This window comes from Bacillus sp. ABR (assembly GCF_056172715.1).
The window spans coordinates 120,575-136,989 of sequence record NZ_JAOYSL010000006.1 but is presented as its reverse complement, the minus strand read 5'-3'; the positions used below and the strand labels follow the sequence as shown (position 1 = coordinate 136,989).

The following is a 16,415-nucleotide window of genomic DNA, read 5'->3' as shown; positions in this document are numbered from 1 at the left end:
ATTTGAAGGAAAGGTTCTGATGGAATGAAGGAAGAAGAAGTGTTGAAACAGCGTACAAGTTTGCTTAGGCAGCCAAAAGCCGTTTGGGCTGTTGCCTTTGCGTGTGTGATTTCGTTTATGGGAATAGGACTCGTCGACCCGATCCTGCCAGCCATTGCATCGCAATTACACGCATCTCCAAGCCAGGTCTCTCTTTTATTTACAAGCTACTTACTTGTAACCGGCTTTGTGATGTTCTTTACCGGCTTTATTTCTAGTCGGATTGGTGCGAAATGGACGTTATTAGTTGGACTCATTTTTATTATTGTTTTTTCTGCTTTAGGTGGTACTTCTTCAACGATTAATGAATTAATTGGCTTTAGAGGCGGATGGGGCATTGGGAATGCTTTATTTATTTCAACTGCACTCTCTGTCATTGTTGGTGTATCTGTTGGAGGAAGTGCGAAGGCCATTATTTTATACGAGGCAGCACTAGGTCTTGGGATATCGGTTGGACCGCTACTTGGCGGTGAGCTTGGCACAATTTCTTGGCGCGGGCCTTTCTTTGGCGTTGCCGTGTTAATGCTTATTGCTCTTTTAGCGATTACCTTTATGCTTCCACCTATGCAAAAGCCGCAGAAAAAAGTGAAATTATTTGAGGCGGTCGGGGCGTTAAAATATAAAGGACTTTTAACGATGGCATCTGCCGCTTTCTTATACAATTTCGGTTTCTTTGTGCTTTTAGCGTATTCGCCATTTGTGCTCCATCTTGATGAGCATGGACTTGGATATGTCTTTTTTGGATGGGGGCTATTCTTGGCTGTGACCTCTGTCTTCTCAGCGCCAGTCATTCATCGCAAACTTGGGACATTGACCTCGCTTGTCGTTCTGTTTGCTTCGTTTGCTGTGATTTTATTCGGTATTGGGGTATGGACGTCTCATTCTGTGGTCGTGATCTGCGGAATTGTCATTGCTGGGGGAATTCTCGGTATGATCAATACAGTGCTCACGACAGCTGTGATGGGATCAGCACCGGTTGAACGTTCAATTGCTTCATCCTCTTACAGTGCTGTACGATTTATTGGGGGCGCGATTGCTCCTTGGATTGCCGGAATTCTCGCTGAATCCTATACAGCAAGTACACCTTATTATGTCGGGGCTGCTGTGGTTCTCTTAGGCATGATCATCCTCCTCCTTGGACGTAAGCATTTGGTGAATATCCAAGCAGGTCATTAATGAGAAAAAGCCTTATATCTTTTGAAGATATGAGGCTTTTTTGTCGTTATAATACTTTTGTTGTCCAAGATTCGCAATTCCAAGTTTCGGTTGCCACATCTTGATAAAATTCAGGTTCGTGAGAAATCAATAAGACGCTGCCTTTATATTCTTTTAACGCGCGTTTTAGTTCTTCTTTTGCATCGACATCTAAGTGGTTTGTCGGCTCATCGAGAACAAGTAAGTTGGTTTCTTCGTTGATCAGCTTGCAAAGACGGACCTTTGCTTTTTCTCCTCCGCTTAAAACAGATACACGGCTTTCAATATGTTTTGTCGTTAATCCGCATTTTGCAAGAGCGGCTCTGACTTCATATTGTGTGTAAGAAGGGAAGGTGCTCCATACTTCTTCAATACAAGTATTGCTGTTTTGCTCTTTTACTTCTTGCTCAAAGTAGCCAATATGCAAGAATTCTCCACGTTCCACCTCACCAGAAATAGGTGTGATTTCCCCAAGAAGACTTCGGAGCAGCGTCGTTTTACCGATACCGTTAGCACCGTACAACGCAATTTTTTGTCCGCGTTCCATTTTCAAATTCAATGGGCGAGAGAGCGGTTCATCATAACCGATGACCAAATCTTTCGTTTCAAAAATCAGTTTCCCAGAAGTACGTGCTTGTTTAAAGTGGAATTCTGGTTTTGGCTTTTCTGCTGCGAGTTCAATCATATCCATCTTATCCAGTTTCTTTTGGCGGGACATCGCCATATTTCTTGTGCTGACACGTGCTTTGTTTCTTGCGACAAAATCCTTTAGTTCAGCCACTTCCTGCTGCTGTCTTTTATAGGCTGCTTCGAGCTGCTGCTTTTTGACTTCGTACACTTGTTTAAATTGGTCGTAGTCGCCAACATAGCGCGTGAGTTCTTGATTTTCAACATGATAAATCAAGTTGATGACACTGTTTAAAAACGGAATATCATGTGAAATGAGGATAAACGCATTTTCATATTCTTGTAAATAACGCTTCAGCCACTCAATATGCTGCTCATCCAAATAGTTGGTCGGCTCATCGAGAAGGAGAATTTCTGGCTTCTCTAACAGCAATTTCGCTAGCAGCACCTTCGTACGCTGACCGCCGCTGAGCTCCGTCACATCACGGTCCAGCCCGAGATCTGTTAAGCCAAGACCTCTTGCAATTTCCTCGACCTTAGAATCAATGATATAGAAATCATTGTTTGTCAGTGCATCCTGAATGACGCCCACTTCCTCTAACAGCTTTTCCAGCTCATCAGGATCGGCTTCACCCATTTTGCCATAAATGTCATTCATCGCGGCTTCCATTGAAAATAAATAATGGAATGCATCCTGAAGGACTTCACGGATCGTTCTTCCCTTTTCTAGCACGGTATGCTGATCAAGATAGCCGACACGGACATTTTTCGCCCATTCGACTTTTCCTGCATCTGGCTCCAGCTTGCCAGTAATAATATTCATAAACGTTGACTTTCCTTCACCGTTGGCGCCGATTAAGCCGACATGCTCGCCTTTTAATAAACGGAAGGACACTTCGTGGAAAATGGCTCTGTCGCCAAAGCCATGACTTAAATCTTTAACAGATAATATCATTTTTTACACCTCAAATAGATTCAAAACGGCTAGTGCCTCTCATGATTATATCGAACTGTCCGGCTCGATAAAAGCATCAAAAGAAAAATTGCGTTTCAAAGCTGATTTTGAGATACTAAAGGATAGATTGAATGAGGATAAAGGAGATCGACATGACGGAAAATTGGGCATTTTTGAAAGAAGCAAAGCCATTTATTCAAGAGAACTTTCAAGCGGCTGGCTTCGAAAAACCAACAGCTATACAAGAAAAAACAGCAGAGTGGATTACGGAGAAGCGTGATGTGATCGCAGAATCGCCAACTGGAACGGGGAAGACACTTGCGTATGTTCTGCCGCTTTTAAATAAAATTGATGTCAATATCAAGCATCCGCAAGTCTTAATCTTGGCACCTTCAAGAGAGCTTGTGATGCAAATCTTTGATGTCGTGCAAGAGTTCAAACAAGGATCAGACATCAAAGCGGTTTCCTTGATTGGTGGAGCGAACATCAAGAAGCAGCAAGAAAAGCTAAAGAAACACCCGAACATCGTTGTGGCGACACCTGGCCGAGTACAAGAATTAATCAAAATCAAGAAACTGAAAATGCATGAAGTCAAAACGATCGTATTAGACGAAGCAGATCAACTTCTTGTGCCAGAGCATATGAAAACGATCCAAGCGATCATTAAGTCCACATTAAAAGAAAGACAAATCCTTTGTTTTTCTGCCACGTTGAAAGAAGAAACCGTTCAGCTGATCAAAGAAATGACATCTGAACCAGAAGTATTGAAAATTGCTAGAAGTGAGGAAGAAGCGCAGAAAGTGGGTCACTATTATCTGTTATGTGATCAGCGTGACAAAGTGAAACTACTGCAAAAGCTATCACGGCTTGAGGACATGCAGGCGCTCGTTTTTGTGCGTGACATTACGAACTTAAGCATTTATGCAGAGAAATTAGCGTATCACCATGTCGACCTTGGTGTCCTTCATAGTGAAGCAAAAAAAGCTGAGCGTGCTGTAATATTAAAATCATTTGAACAGCGTGAATTCCCGCTCCTCCTTGCAACAGATATTGCAGCAAGAGGAATCGATATTGATGACCTGCCATATGTCATTCATGCAGATATGCCAAATGAAGAGGGCTACATCCACCGTTCAGGCAGAACCGGACGTGCTGGAAAAGAAGGCGCAGTCATCAGTCTTGTCACACCTCAAGAGCAATCAATGCTGAAAAAAATGGCGAAAAAGCTAAATCTTTCGCTTGAAGAAATTGTGTATAAGCAAGGCCAGCTGCAGCTTGCGCCCAAGCAGGCATAAGAAAAGGACCCTTCCACATGGAGGGTCCTTTTTTGTTATGAAATTTTGACAAGCTGTTTTCCGACATTTTCCCCTTTGAATAATCCAAGGAATGCATCAGGAATGTTATCAAAGCCTTCAATGATTGTTTCTTTATATGTGAGTTTGTCTTCTTTTACCCATTGTGCGAGATCCTTCGCTGCCTCTCCAAAACGATCTGAATAGTTGGCAACGATGAATCCCTGCATCAATGCGCTTGTTTTGATGAGTTTTGTTTGCACACGCGGACCGATATCTTCGCTTGCGCTAATATTATAAGAAGAAATGGCACCGCATACTGGAATGCGTGCAAAACGGTTCAAATGATTCATCACCGCATCTGAAATTTCGCCGCCTACGTTGTCAAAGTACACATCAACGCCGTTAGGACAGGCTTTTGCAATCGCATCATCTAAATCATTCGTTGTTTTATAATTAATCGTTTCATCAAAGCCTAATTCTTTTAAATAAGCGAGTTTATCATCAGATCCGGCAATTCCCACGACGTGTGCGCCTTTGATCTTAGCGATTTGTCCCACAACGGAACCAACGGCACCTGCGGCTCCAGAAATGACAACCGTCTCGCCTTCTTTTGGCTGACCAATCGCAAGCAGGCCAAAGTAAGCGGTTTGCCCTGGCATCCCCAAGATGCCTAAATAATAGGACAATGGCGCAATGGACGGATCAATTTTAGTCAGAGATTCAGCTTTGGCAGTGGAATATTCTTGCCAGCCAAGGAATCCAAGGACAAAATCACCCTTTTCAAATTGAGGCGATTTCGACTCAACGACTTCTCCGACGACACCGCCCTGAATCACTTCATTTAGCTTGAACGGAGGTGTATAGGATTTTGTATCCTGCATTCGTCCTCTCATATAAGGATCTACAGAAACATATTTCGTTTGAACCAAGACCTCTCCATCTTGCGGTACAGGTATATCTACTGTTTCAAAATGAAAAACATCTTTTGTAGGTAATCCTTTTGGACGTTTAGCTAATTGAATTTGCTTTTGTTGACTCATGTCAAATCCTCCCTTTCACTTACAGCCTAGATTTACATTAACATGATGCTTCTTTTCGTTCAAAACATACGGTCTTTTCAAAACACACACAAAAAAGCAGCCGCCATCTCATCGAAGGGGACTACTTTTTCTGAAAAGATACAGAGAGGAGCGGCGGGAGACAGCCAAACAGCTGATACACATCCGCATCACGTTCTTTTAACAAATATTCGTTTGCATTTTGCATGGAGGCTTTCATCATATCGCGCGTCACAAAAGGAAAAAGGATATTCAAATATGAGGACAACAGGTCTTGTGGATCTTGATCAATTGACTCGATATCTCCAATGTTAATAATGATGGAAAAGAGATAATCAATGGAGATGCGAAAGTGCTGTTCGGCAAACAATGTAAGCGGCTTTGTATTCGCTTCTTCAGGATTCCACTTTTGAAAAAGCTGTTTCACCAAATCACTGACAACCCAAGCATTAAACTGCTGCTCCGCTGAAAAGTAATACATCAGCTCTCCCTCATTTCTAGCCTCCAGTATAAGAATTGTACAACAAATCAACAGGAATGAACACGATATTTCAGAAAATTTAGTCATTTCAACAGGCTTTTTGTCAAAAATAAGTCGATAGGCATGGTATGTTCATTAAGCAAATTGGATGTGCTCTTGTAAGGTTTAATGTCAAAAGTGACGGGTAAAAGATTCGTAAGACGTTAAAGGAGGAATATAAAATGAAACCTGTTGTAAGAGAGTATTCAAATGATGAAACACTTCAAAGAGATGTAGAGCAATTAAAATCGATCGGTGTTGCAAGAGAGGACATTTATGTTCTATCCCATGACGATGATCGAACAGAGCGTATTGCAAATAATGCAGATGCCAATACGATAGGCTCAAGAGAAGTTGGACTTAAACATGCGGTTGGGAACATCTTTAGTAAAAAGGGAGATGAACTCCGCAATAAAATTCATGAAATTGGTTTCACCAAAGAAGAAGCTGAGACATTTGAAGAACATTTAGATGAAGGGAAAGTGCTTCTCTTTGTCACAGATCATGAAAAAGTGAAAAACTGGGCGTAAACGCCAACTGAAAAAGCCTCTTACTTTTGTAAGGGGCTTTTTTTCATGCTTCCATGTCTGAAGGAGAGACATATATCTTTTTTATGATAATAAATAAATACATAAGTATGGAATAAATAGTAAACGCTCTAATTGAAAATGCCGCTATACCAAAGAAAAACATGGGGAATCAGAAAAAAATAGTCGAAATATCACAAAAAACCATTCGGGAAATAATTATTGTATCTTTCTATTTTGATTTAAAATTAAATAAAAAACTTGTGTAATTTAGTAGATAAATTTCTTAGTTCTATTGGTTTAAATTGTATTTTTATGTAGAAATAATTGTTTTAAGGTCAAAAAACCACGAAAAATACCTGTATTTTCAATTAGGAAATTCATTTTAATGTTTAGGAAATAATTTGTTGACAAAATAAACTAAAAACAATATATTTGGCTTATTCCAGTCATTATGGAATTAGTTGTTAAATTTCTGATGAGTTTATTCGGAGCATCACTTAGTGAAAGGGGGTGGCAGAAACCAAGGCCTAAGCGCCTTTAAGTTACAAAAGGGTTTACTAAAACAAAGCAAAGAATCATGTACTTGAAGAAAAAATGATAGTCAATCTAAACAGTAGATTGGTTTTTCTACTATGAACACTTTGCAAGAGATAGTCAAAAGGCGTTAAGTCCTTATACAAAAGAGAAAGCGGTTTCAATAAAGAGTGTGAGTTGATCGAACGGTGAAGGAGGTGAACTCATATGAAAAAAAGAGAGAATAAGCTGAGGCGAGGCGGCCTTCAAACGGCTGCATATGAGGAGGATGAATGCTGAAAAAGAAGAGTGAACATGTGGGATGCTTCTCTCCTTTTTCAGACAAACAGATTTTCCTAAAAAATCCATCTTTCATTTTAACATAAGGTTTTTGGCTTGAAAACCACCTTTACCCGAAAAGACGATTGTGAATTGAAGGAGGTTTCATGATGAAAAAGGCTTTGTACCATGAAGACAGTGAATTGTATTTAGAAAAGATGCGCATGGCATTCCAAGAGCATTATGAGCAAAGAACAGATATGTGGTCCACTGATCCATCCTTAACAGACGCAGCAGTGATGTCATTAAAGGCATGGCGTTCAAGGGAAAAGAATGCACTTGCTTCTGTACTGGATATCGGGTGCGGCAACGGCCGTGCACTTGAACATTTAAGCGGGCTTTCCGCATATGTCGGTATCGATCTGTATGAGCATGAGGAGTGGGAAGGGTTACAGAAAAGAGAAACAGTTCCTGTCCACTTTGTTCATCAAGATTTTATGTCATGGTCCATGGATCAGGGACGCGGGATGCAGTTTGATTTGATTTTAGATCATGGCTGCTTTCATCATCAACATCCTGATGATCATGAACGTTATTTAAAACAGGTCTCTTCTTTACTTCATGAAGGCGGTGTCTTTTCACTTGTTGTCTGGGGAGAAGAGTGGAAAACAGGATTAATCGGAGAAGATGGCCGTTTTCATTTTTCGTTTTCAGATTCTCAGCTTGGCGAAAAAATTTGTACATCAGGTCTTGAGCTTGTATCCATATCACCATTACAAGCGAAGGCCGGAATAAGCCAGCATCATGTCATTGCCGTCAAAATCTAGTACAAAGGTGAGTGATTCAAAGCTAGCAGAGGTGTTCATGTTAAGAAAGAGCGCCTGCCAATCAAGGGTGTTTGCTGCTCTGACAAAAAAAGCATATGAACCAAGATTTCTGCTCCTTTGTACTGGAAATGGACAAGGTCTAAAGCGATGAGAGACACTGCACATTCATTTCCTTCTGCGGGAGCACACAGGCAGAGGGAGTGCGTACACATATTCATCACTCCATCACTGCGCTATGGGTGCAGTGATGAATAGGGGGGAGACAAATGAACAAGTTTGTAGATGAATTACAATCAATGATTCATCATTTTACCTTTCAAGAAAAACACTATTTGCTCGTGGGGCCTGTGAATTTGCCAATTTCCATTCAACATGAAGAAGTGCCATTTAAGTGGTATGCCTTCGCACCTGTTGAACGGGATACAAAACCAACGATCGAATCGATTGTCCAAATGAGTACCGCGCAGCAAACCTTTTCCTCTTGTCTCTTATTTGGCGACTTTGAAAATGAACGGCCGCCGCTTGTGCGAATCCATAGTGTCTGCCAAACAGGTGATGTGTTTGGGTCACTGAAATGTGACTGTGGTCCACAGCTTGCATTATCACTGAAGAAAATCACCGATTACGGAAAAGGTATGCTGGTGTATATGGCCAATCAAGAAGGGCGGTCTATTGGGCTGATGGCAAAAGCATTGACGTATAAATTACAGGAAATGCAGCTGGATACTTTTGAAGCCAACCGCCTGATCGGCTGCGGGGATGATGATCGGCATTACGAGGAAGCAGCAGCAGTTTTGCACTATTTAAACAAAGGGAAACCATTGCATTTACTAACGAACAATCCAGATAAAGTCGATTCTATTGCAGCTTACGGTCTTCCTGTTTTGCGGTTTGATCATACGGTCGAAGCCTCTCTCTACAATGAAGCCTATTTAAAGGCAAAAGCAGCCTCAGGGCATATGGTCGATGAGAAGAAATTAATTAATCAATAGACGAGTTTATTGAAAGAAGGCGGGAGAAAAGCGTGAAACCTGATATCAATTGGATTCAAATTCCAAGCGGCTATGCAACGATTGGAAGTAATGAAGAAGATATGAAAAAGGCATCAGAATACTGGAAGGACAAGCTGCTCAATCCAACCTACGGCCGTGAGAAAAAATTTCAAAAATGGCTGTACAAAGAATTTCCATCCTATCAGCCGTATATCAACGAATTTTTTATCTCAGATACGGTCGTCAGCAATGAACTGTATCAAAGCTATTGTGATGAAACAGGACAGACATACCCAGAGAGCTTAACGAACGAAGAGCTTGGCGGGGGAAAAGATCATCCAGCTTGGGGCATGGACATTGAGGAAGCCTTCTCGTTCTGTCAGTGGCTGAGCGGGAAACTGGGGATGGATGTGTCGATTCCTACGGAAGAAGAATGGGAGTATGCTGCCCGGGGAAACACGAGAAATCAATACCCGTGGGGAGATGAGTTTGATCCTTCTTACTGCAATACACACGAATCAAATATTGAAAAAACGACGCCTGTCCGTCATTACGAAAAGGGCAGATCCTTATTTGGTCTTTATGATATGGGGGGCAACGTCGAGGAATGGGTCAACACCAAATATCACGTATATGAAGGCGGCATCGAGGTCGTCGATGATTTAACGGAAACACTCGGAAGTGACTACTACATTTTAAAAGGCGGCTCCTTCGCAAGAGGTGGAGATTTATGCAGAGTCGCAAGAAGACACGGGAAGCACCCAGATCCCGTTTTTCGATTTACTGGTTTTCGTTTAGTGACTCGTCAAAAACAACATATAAAGGTGGGAGTGTAAAACTATGCATAGAGGACCAATTACATCTGTTTTATCAACTCAGCACGACCAAATCGTTTACACTGGCGGCTATGACCGCTGTATTTATCAGTGGAACCGGGAGACAGGAGAAGGAACGTTCATTGGCAGTCACGAGCATATCATTAACTCAATATCTCTTTCTGAAAACGGAAAGTATTTAGCGAGTGCATCGTCAGACTATACCATTCAATTATATGATACAGGCACAAATACACGAATCCGCACGTTGTTTGGTCATGCGGATGATGTAGAAGCCGTCGCTTTTGCGAAGCAGGATACTTTGCTTGTATCCGTATCCAGAGATAGAAGATGCTTAGTCTGGGATATCGAAACGGGTGCTATTTTAAGAGAATTCCATGGTCATAGCAAAGATGTATTAGCTGTATGGATACATGGTGATAAAGCTTACACAACAGGTGATGATGGATACGTCCTTGTATGGCTGTATGAGACCGGAGAAATTGTAGGGGAAATTGGCCCGTTTGATTATGAACTGGATACGATCAGCGGCAGCAATCAAAAAGAAGTATTCGCACTTGGCAGAGATGATGGCACCGTTATTATTTACGATGCGGCGACTTTACAGGAGAAGAAAATCATCAAAGCCCATTTACAGGGCGTCAAGCGCGTGAATTTTTCTCCAAGCGGTAATTACTTGCTGACAGCAGGCTACGACCATTTAATTAAGCTGTGGAATTATGAAACAGGTGATTTAGTCGATACACTGCTGCCTCATAAATATCAGTGGGAGCGCTCGCTTGTCTGGACAGAGGATGAGAAGTCAATACTAGGAGCCAGCTTTGGAAAAACATATTGTGAATGGTCGATTGAAAAGGGCAAAGTCATATCAGATGAGATCGAAATGGCGACACCATCTATCAATGACATTGCGCTGACTGATGCAGGTGATATTATTACCGCATCAGATGATGGAAAATTCAGAAAAAATGGAATGGAAATTGCTAAATCAACGGGCGTTTTAACGAATGGAGTAGCTGTTGCACGGGATGGAAGCTATTATGCGTGGGGAGACCATGCAAGTCAGGTGCATATTGTTCATGAATCATTACAGCAAATGGTTTCGTTTGATCTCAACACAGGTCCGGTCAACAGCGTGTATTTCCACGAGGAGGATCGTCAATTTTATATTGGAACTTACGGCGGTTATGTCCATGTCATTTCAACAGAACACTTAAAGGAAATCGGCCGTTCCAAAGCACACGATTGTGCGGTCAAAGCATTAAAGGTAGAAGGAGATCATATCATCACAGCAGCGGTTGAAGGAACCATCTGTCTTTTAGATAAAAAGAGTTTATCCTTAAAAGCGGAATACATCGGTGCGACAGAGCTGTTAAATGATGTCTTTATTGATAGTAAACGAGATCGTATCGCCATTGTCAGCCGTGACAAGAATGTGAGATTGTTTGATTTGCATACTGGAAGAATTTTAGACCAGCATAACGAACACCAGTATTCGATTAAATCGGTCACAGTCACAGACTCTGGCTATATTGTAAGCGGCGATTATTGGGGCTATATCGTAGTGTGGAATCCAGAGCTGGATGTCAACACCGGCCCAATTAGAATTGCCAAAAATGGGATTAGTGCCATCAGACAATTAGGCAATGATGTATACGCAAGCTCATACGACGGCGGGATTTATCACGTTCGAGAAGATGGGACGCATACCGAAGTATTACGCTTATTTGAACAATTTCCGAAAGAAGTAATCTCTCATTAAGAAAAAGAATGTAAGCGGGGGATTCTCATGATAAGTGTTTGCAAGGAACATATGAAAAAAGGTCTGTCTGTACTCAATTGTCCGCATGTGCTCCTCATTAATAAATATGAATGTCGCAAATGCTGTTTTTGTAAACAACGAGCATCTTATAAACTTTTTTATTCCTTGCCTTACTATGATCGATCTGAAAAGAAACGGATGGAAAAAATATAGCACATGAGAATAGAACTCCTTCATTCCCTGAAGGAGTTCTTTCCCTTGAAAGAGAGGAAAGGAGACTTACATGAAAGACGATGTTTTTTATATGAAGCTAGCGATTGCCAACGCAAAGGCCATGAAAGGACAAACCTCACCAAATCCGCTTGTCGGGGCAGTGGTAGTCAAAAAAGGTGAGATTGTTGGAATTGGTGCTCACATGAAGGCTGGCGAACCGCATGCTGAAATTCATGCGCTGCAAATGGCAGGAGATAAGGCGAAGGGAGCTCATATGTATGTGACGCTCGAACCTTGTTCGCATCATGGAAAAACAGGGCCTTGCTCAGCAGCGATAATAAAGAGCGGGGTGAAACGTGTGGTCATTGCCACTGGGGATCCAAATCCGCGTGTAGCAGGTAAAGGGGTCACGATGTTGAAACAAGCAGGGATAGAAGTAGAAGAAGGGATATGTAAACGGGAAGCGGACAGCTTAAATCTTCCTTTTTTTCATTCCATACAATCAGATCTTCCATATGTCATATTAAAAACAGCCATTTCGTTAGACGGGAAAATTGCAACAGCTCACCAAGAAAGCAAATGGATTACGGGAACAGAAGCGAGGAATGAAGTGCAGCAATTACGTCAAGAAGCAGATGCTGTGATAACAGGCGTCGAAACCATTATTCAAGATGATGCAGGTCTTATTGTAAAAGATTCATTCGTGACACAGCCTATTCGTGTCATTTTAGATTCCACCTTAAGGATTCCGCTTCATGCGAAATGTTTAAACGATCATATGGCAGAAACCATTATTTGTACCTCAAACAAGTACGATCAAAAAAAATACCATCAACTGGTGCAAAAAGGACATCAGGTCTTTATCACAAGCGGAGAAAATCGGACAGACATCCATGATGTGTTACGCATGCTGAAGAAGCGTTCTGTCATGTCGGTACTTGTGGAGGCGGGGGGCAGTGTGAGCGCGTCCTTTTTAGAAGCGTCACTTGTGAACGAAGCCATTATTTATATGGCGCCGTTATTCATTGGAGGAAAAGATGCGCCTACTTTCTTTGAAGGAGAAGGGATGAAAACATTAAAGGAAGCCATCCGTCCGGTAGATATTGATTATCGTATGGTAGGAAAAGATTTGAAAATGACGATGAGACTTCAATGAAAGAAAGACCTTGTGCATAGAGTGCAAGGTCTTTTTATCTTTCTAAATAAAAATAAAAATGTACATACACCTTTCTTGGTCGTGATGAATACGATGGATGGGGGTGATTCTATGAGAAGATGTAGACAATGCGGAAAGACATATCCAACTCATTCGACAGACCACTACCAAAAAGGAAGCTGGTATGATGCGTATAAGGATGATGGCTGGGAATGTGATAGTTGTAAGAAAGGAAGATCAGGGAAGCCAGGAAAATCAGTGAAAAATCCTTGCTGCGGAAAAGATCCTTGTGTTTGTGTGATTCAAGGTCCGCCAGGCGGGAGAGGAAGAAGAGGCCCAGCAGGTCCAGCGGGTGCAGTGGGTCCAGCGGGTCCGGCAGGTCCAGCAGGTCCAATCGGTCCAACAGGCGTAGGTTTAACAGGCATTCTGGCATTTGATCCAGCAGTAGCATCAGCCTACCCAGTAGGGCAAGTGGTGACATACGATGGCAGTACGTATGTGGTCAATTCAGCACCGCCATTAGGGACGCCTGATACATCACCGGACTATACGCTTTTAGCTGCTGCAGGAGCAACAGGTACAGGACCAACAGGTGTTACGGGAGATCCCGGTCCGACTGGGGCAACCGGCGCTACCGGTGTAGGTCTAACTGGAGTTGTTCCGTTTGATGCGGCAGCGGCACCAGGGTATCCAGTAGGTCAAGTGGTGACATATGAAGGCGAGACGTATCTTGTAAACACAGCATCGCCAACGGGTACACCCGATACTTCCCCAGATTATACGCTTTTAGCTGCTGCAGGAGCGACAGGAGTTACGGGCGCCACCGGCACAGGAGCAACCGGTGCAACAGGTGAAACGGGAGCAACCGGCGTCACAGGAGCGACGGGGGAAATTGGTCCAACCGGCGCCACCGGCACAGGAGCAACCGGTGCAACAGGTGAAACGGGAGCGACTGGCGTCACAGGAGCAACGGGGGAAATTGGTCCAACCGGCGCCACCGGCACAGGAGCAACCGGAGCCACAGGTGAAACGGGAGCGACTGGCGTCACAGGAGCAACGGGGGAAATTGGTCCAACCGGCGCCACTGGTACAGGAGCAACCGGTGCAACAGGTGAAACAGGAGCAACCGGCGTCACAGGACCAACAGGTTTAACTGGGGTAACTGGTGAAACAGGGGCAACAGGAGTGACCGGAGCGACTGGAGTCGGTTTATCCGGAGTCGCAGCGTTTGATCCAGCAGTAGCGCCAACTTATCCAGTAGGTCAAGTGGTGACATATGAAGGAGGAACCTACCTTGTTAACACGGCGCCACCAACAGGCACACCAGATACGTCACCAGATTATACGTTATTGGCCGCTGCAGGAGCGACTGGCGTTACAGGAGCAACCGGTACAGGAGTCACGGGTTCCACCGGCGCAACAGGAGTGACAGGACCAACGGGAGAGGTTGGTCCAACCGGAGTCACTGGCGTCACAGGAGCAACAGGAGAAATTGGTCCAACCGGTGCCACTGGTGTTACGGGAGCGACGGGGGAAATTGGTCCAACGGGAGCTACTGGTACGGGAGCCACCGGTGAAACAGGTGCAACAGGGGTCACAGGAGCGACAGGAGAAACTGGTGCCACCGGCGTCACAGGACCAACAGGTGCAACAGGGGTAACTGGTGAAACCGGGGCAACAGGAGTGACTGGAGCGACTGGAGTCGGTTTATCCGGAGTCGCAGCGTTTGATCCAGCAGTAGCGCCAACCTATCCAGTAGGTCAAGTGGTGACATATGAAGGCGGAACATATCTGGTCAATACAGCACCGCCAACAGGCACACCGGATACTTCTCCAGACTATACGTTATTAGCAGCCGCAGGTGTTACCGGAGCCACCGGCGTCACAGGAGCAACTGGGGTAACCGGTGATACTGGAGTCACAGGAGTAACCGGAGCGACAGGAGCAACTGGTGTAACGGGTGATACAGGAGCAACGGGAGTCACGGGTACAGGAGTGACCGGAGCCACAGGAGATACAGGAGCGACCGGCGTCACAGGTGTTACTGGAGCAACGGGAGCAACGGGAGCAACGGGAGCAACGGGAGCAACGGGAGCAACGGGAGCAACTGGAGCCACCGGAGTAACGGGTGTAGGATTAACTGGCATCCTGGCGTTTGACCCAGCTACAGCCCCAACCTATCCAGTAGGTCAAGTGGTGACATATGAAGGTGGAACCTATGTTGTGAATACAACACCACCAACAGGTACACCAGATACGTCCCCAGACTATACGTTATTGGCCGCCGCAGGTATTACCGGAGCAACAGGAGTAACCGGGGCAACTGGGGTAACAGGTGATACAGGAGCAACGGGAGCAACAGGAGTAACCGGAGCAACTGGGGTAACGGGTGATACAGGAGCAACGGGAGTCACGGGTACAGGAGCGACCGGAGCGACCGGAGCCACCGGCGTCACAGGAGTAACAGGAGCGACCGGAGCCACTGGCGCCACGGGTTTAACAGGTGCAACTGGGGTAACCGGAGCAACAGGAGCAACGGGAGTAACCGGAGCCACTGGTGTTACGGGTGATACAGGAGCAACGGGAGTCACGGGTACAGGAGCGACCGGAGCCACCGGCGTCACAGGAATAACAGGAGCGACCGGAGCCACTGGCGCCACGGGTTTAACAGGTGCAACAGGGGTAACCGGAGCAACAGGAGCAACGGGAGTAACCGGAGCCACTGGTGTTACGGGTGATACAGGAGCAACGGGAGTCACGGGTACAGGAGCGACCGGAGCCACCGGCGTCACAGGAGTAACAGGAGCAACCGGAGCCACTGGCGCCACAGGTTTAACAGGAGTAACTGGGGTAACCGGAGCAACAGGAGCAACGGGAGCAACCGGAGCCACTGGTGCTACAGGTTTAACAGGTGCAACAGGAGTAACCGGAGCCACCGGCGTCACAGGTACCGGAGCGACCGGAGCAACAGGTCCAACAGGTGTGACAGGATCGAGTGCGATCATTCCGTTTGCTTCAGGTACACCTGCCGTCCTGACAACAATTGCAGGCGGACTTGTTGGAACATCCAGTTTGATCGGATTTGGTAACTCAGCGACAGGTGTCAGTATTGTAGGCGGAATCATTGATTTAACAGGCGCTGCGGGTACACTAATCAACATGGCGTTCTCAGTTCCAAGAGCTGGAACAATCACGTCATTTGCCGGCTATTTCAGCACAACAGCAGCTCTTTCTTTAGTTGGCACGAGTGTTACCGTAACGGCTAGTCTATTCGCTTCACCGACACCAAATAACAGCTTTACACAAGTAGCGAGTGTCACATTAGCCCCAGCTTTAACTGGAGTTTTAACACTGGGTGCTATTTCAAACGGTATTGCGACTGGTCTAAATGTACCAGTCACACCGGAAACACGATTGCTTGTTGTATTCTCTGCATCAGCTACAGGTCTATCCTTAGTGAATACCGTAGCAGGCTATGCGAGTGCTGGTTTATCGATCACGTAATAGGCATACAGGGATGACTCGATTCTGAGTCGTCCTTTTTTGTTTGAAAGAATTTTCTCTTAACTTAGTAAGAAAAAATGATATCATTTTCTTAGAGTCTATTCGGGTGAATCTA

12 protein-coding genes are annotated in these 16,415 nt (G+C 44.5%); 9 read left to right on the top strand and 3 right to left on the bottom strand.

The features are described 5' to 3' along the window. Positions 1–24 precede the first annotated feature (24 nt). Entirely contained in the window at positions 25–1,215 is a 1,191-nt protein-coding gene (locus OIT90_RS17695) for an MFS transporter (RefSeq protein ID WP_474892795.1), read from the top strand. 46 nt (positions 1,216–1,261) lie between these two features. On the opposite strand, the gene OIT90_RS17690 is transcribed toward OIT90_RS17695, so the two are convergent. After that, positions 1,262–2,815, bottom strand: coding sequence for an ABC-F family ATP-binding cassette domain-containing protein (locus tag OIT90_RS17690; protein WP_025092670.1), 1,554 nt, complete (start codon positions 2,813–2,815; stop codon positions 1,262–1,264). 152 nt (positions 2,816–2,967) lie between these two features. Between OIT90_RS17690 and OIT90_RS17685 the strand changes: the two genes are divergently transcribed. Continuing rightward, complete coding sequence (locus OIT90_RS17685; protein ID WP_058837808.1) at positions 2,968–4,110, top strand: DEAD/DEAH box helicase; 1,143 nt, start codon at positions 2,968–2,970, stop codon at positions 4,108–4,110. Positions 4,111–4,145: 35 nt separating this feature from the next. On the opposite strand, the gene OIT90_RS17680 is transcribed toward OIT90_RS17685, so the two are convergent. Further along, the gene (locus tag OIT90_RS17680) at positions 4,146–5,150 is read right to left on the bottom strand and encodes an NADP-dependent oxidoreductase (RefSeq protein ID WP_058837807.1); all 1,005 of its coding nucleotides are present in this window, start codon (positions 5,148–5,150) and stop codon (positions 4,146–4,148) included. 121 nt (positions 5,151–5,271) lie between these two features. Next, the gene (locus tag OIT90_RS17675) at positions 5,272–5,649 is read right to left on the bottom strand and encodes a YfmB family protein (protein WP_041087183.1); all 378 of its coding nucleotides are present in this window, start codon (positions 5,647–5,649) and stop codon (positions 5,272–5,274) included. 221 nt (positions 5,650–5,870) lie between these two features. Here OIT90_RS17675 and OIT90_RS17670 point away from each other — a divergent pair, with 221 nt between their 5' ends. The 7 genes from OIT90_RS17670 (at position 5,871) to OIT90_RS17640 (ending at position 16,300) form a co-directional block, all read left to right on the top strand. After that, positions 5,871–6,218, top strand: a complete 348-nt coding sequence (locus OIT90_RS17670) for a YflT domain-containing protein (protein WP_039177084.1) — start codon at positions 5,871–5,873, stop codon at positions 6,216–6,218. A gap of 962 nt (positions 6,219–7,180) precedes the next feature. Next, positions 7,181–7,837 (top strand): methyltransferase domain-containing protein, encoded by a 657-nt coding sequence (locus OIT90_RS17665; RefSeq protein ID WP_144491769.1) that lies wholly within the window; start codon positions 7,181–7,183, stop codon positions 7,835–7,837. A gap of 266 nt (positions 7,838–8,103) precedes the next feature. Beyond that, the gene (locus OIT90_RS17660; RefSeq protein WP_034282729.1) at positions 8,104–8,829 is read left to right on the top strand and encodes a GTP cyclohydrolase II; all 726 of its coding nucleotides are present in this window, start codon (positions 8,104–8,106) and stop codon (positions 8,827–8,829) included. A gap of 32 nt (positions 8,830–8,861) precedes the next feature. Continuing rightward, complete coding sequence (locus OIT90_RS17655; RefSeq protein WP_039177089.1) at positions 8,862–9,665, top strand: formylglycine-generating enzyme family protein; 804 nt, start codon at positions 8,862–8,864, stop codon at positions 9,663–9,665. A gap of 4 nt (positions 9,666–9,669) precedes the next feature. Beyond that, positions 9,670–11,427 carry a WD40 repeat domain-containing protein gene (locus OIT90_RS17650; RefSeq protein WP_058837805.1) on the top strand — a complete coding sequence of 586 codons (1,758 nt, stop codon included), beginning with the start codon at positions 9,670–9,672 and terminating at the stop codon, positions 11,425–11,427. A gap of 283 nt (positions 11,428–11,710) precedes the next feature. Then, positions 11,711–12,796 carry a bifunctional diaminohydroxyphosphoribosylaminopyrimidine deaminase/5-amino-6-(5-phosphoribosylamino)uracil reductase RibD gene (gene ribD / locus OIT90_RS17645; RefSeq protein WP_099663019.1) on the top strand — a complete coding sequence of 362 codons (1,086 nt, stop codon included), beginning with the start codon at positions 11,711–11,713 and terminating at the stop codon, positions 12,794–12,796. A 111-nt stretch (positions 12,797–12,907) separates the two neighbouring features. Continuing rightward, positions 12,908–16,300, top strand: coding sequence for an exosporium glycoprotein BclB-related protein (locus tag OIT90_RS17640; protein WP_474892794.1), 3,393 nt, complete (start codon positions 12,908–12,910; stop codon positions 16,298–16,300). Positions 16,301–16,415: the final 115 nt, after the last annotated feature.

Coding starts and splice junctions, on each gene's coding strand:
- OIT90_RS17695 (WP_474892795.1), top strand. CDS start 25: ATGAAGGAAGAAGAAGTGTTGAAACAGCGTACAAGTTTGCTTAGGCAG.
- OIT90_RS17690 (WP_025092670.1), bottom strand. CDS start 2,815: ATGATATTATCTGTTAAAGATTTAAGTCATGGCTTTGGCGACAGAGCC.
- OIT90_RS17685 (WP_058837808.1), top strand. CDS start 2,968: ATGACGGAAAATTGGGCATTTTTGAAAGAAGCAAAGCCATTTATTCAA.
- OIT90_RS17680 (WP_058837807.1), bottom strand. CDS start 5,150: ATGAGTCAACAAAAGCAAATTCAATTAGCTAAACGTCCAAAAGGATTA.
- OIT90_RS17675 (WP_041087183.1), bottom strand. CDS start 5,649: ATGTATTACTTTTCAGCGGAGCAGCAGTTTAATGCTTGGGTTGTCAGT.
- OIT90_RS17670 (WP_039177084.1), top strand. CDS start 5,871: ATGAAACCTGTTGTAAGAGAGTATTCAAATGATGAAACACTTCAAAGA.
- OIT90_RS17665 (WP_144491769.1), top strand. CDS start 7,181: ATGAAAAAGGCTTTGTACCATGAAGACAGTGAATTGTATTTAGAAAAG.
- OIT90_RS17660 (WP_034282729.1), top strand. CDS start 8,104: ATGAACAAGTTTGTAGATGAATTACAATCAATGATTCATCATTTTACC.
- OIT90_RS17650 (WP_058837805.1), top strand. CDS start 9,670: ATGCATAGAGGACCAATTACATCTGTTTTATCAACTCAGCACGACCAA.
- ribD (WP_099663019.1), top strand. CDS start 11,711: ATGAAAGACGATGTTTTTTATATGAAGCTAGCGATTGCCAACGCAAAG.
- OIT90_RS17640 (WP_474892794.1), top strand. CDS start 12,908: ATGAGAAGATGTAGACAATGCGGAAAGACATATCCAACTCATTCGACA.